The organism is Methanolobus psychrotolerans (assembly GCF_002243045.1).
In the GTDB taxonomy this organism is placed as follows: Archaea; Halobacteriota; Methanosarcinia; order Methanosarcinales; family Methanosarcinaceae; genus Methanolobus; species Methanolobus psychrotolerans.
In genome coordinates this window covers 1-1315 of the sequence record NZ_MBKP01000104.1, presented here as the reverse complement: position 1 = coordinate 1315, position 1315 = coordinate 1, and the positions used below count along the sequence as shown (strand labels likewise).

Sequence of the window (1315 nt, the reverse complement as noted above, 5' to 3'; positions counted from 1 at the left end):
GTAGGTCTTCGTTGGATGGGTGAAGTACTTGTAGAGAATAAAGATCCACGAGGGTATGGTTTATCTGTACCAGAATATGCAAGATTGGATGATGGAAAAATTATTTTGACAATTAGGTTTTATGAAGATGTTACATCCGAAAATGCGCTATCGGTCGTAACTAAATACACAAATAATTATACCACTCCAAGCTCATATTATACATATATTTATGATATTATTATTGATGAAAACAACATCACAAATGTAATTTCAGAAGATGCTGTTCATTCTTACGGATATAGGAATGAAGAAACAGTTAGTGATGATTCTTTTGAAGACTCAGAGGATATAGAGAACAATAATGTTAGTTCTTTAATTGAAGACGAGGACAATACTGAAATCGACTCAAATAATGTTAATAAATCACCTGGTTTCTCTGCATTAATTTCAATTTCGGTTTTCGGGTTAGTATTTTGTTTATGTAGAAAAGGGTGAGTTGCATGAATCACAAATATCGGCTTATTTTCATTTTAGCTGTGCTTTTATTAGTATCAAGCCAAACAGCATATGGAGAGACAATTAATGTATTAGAAGAAGTTAAAGACTATGTCCATACAACTGAGGCTGATTATTATAATTTGCTAGGAAATGGCATAAAAATAGGTGTATGGGAAACAGATGATAACGATGAAAAAAGTTCAGAAATAAACAGTACTAGAAGTGAATTATCTGGTCGGGTTTTTATTATTGAAGATTATACTAATGTATCAAGTCATGCAACAAATGTTGCTTTAATACTTGCTTCAAATAACGTTAATTTGTACTCTGGTATGGCACCAGATGTAGAATTGTATTCCTATGATATCGATGAAAACATGGAAAATGAACTTTCTTCTTCACTCATGGATATTTCTACAAACTCGTTTGGACATAAATCGAATGTAAATGTATATACAACTTCTTTTGATTCAGAGTCATGTTCTGAATATTATGATGCTGCAATTCGTGATGCAGGTATAATTGCTTTCAAATCAGCTGGTAATAAGAACAGTAATTCTAACAACTATTCCATAATTACTTCACCCGGGACTGCTAAAAATATAATAACTGTTGGTGCCGTTAAAGAAGATGATTTCTCTGATACTGCTTATTTTAGTAGTTATGGTCCATGTGAAGATGGAAGATTGAAACCAGAGATTGTTGCACCGGGTTATAATTTAAAAGTAGATTCCAATTCAGACCTCATAAAGGGAACGTCCTATGCTACACCTGTTGTTTCCGGCTCCGCAGCTTTAATCCTTGAAGAATGGAAAAACACTCACTCTAATGAAGA

Annotated in this window: 2 protein-coding genes; both read left to right on the top strand. The window is 33.1% G+C overall.

Annotation, left to right across the window (positions count from 1 at the left end):
- A partial coding sequence (locus tag BB781_RS15205) for a hypothetical protein (protein ID WP_207205315.1) occupies positions 1–477 on the top strand: 477 nt, incomplete at its 5' end.
- 5 nt (positions 478–482) lie between these two features.
- On the top strand, positions 483–1315 hold an 833-nt coding region (locus BB781_RS15200), incomplete at its 3' end, for a S8 family serine peptidase (RefSeq protein WP_164997935.1).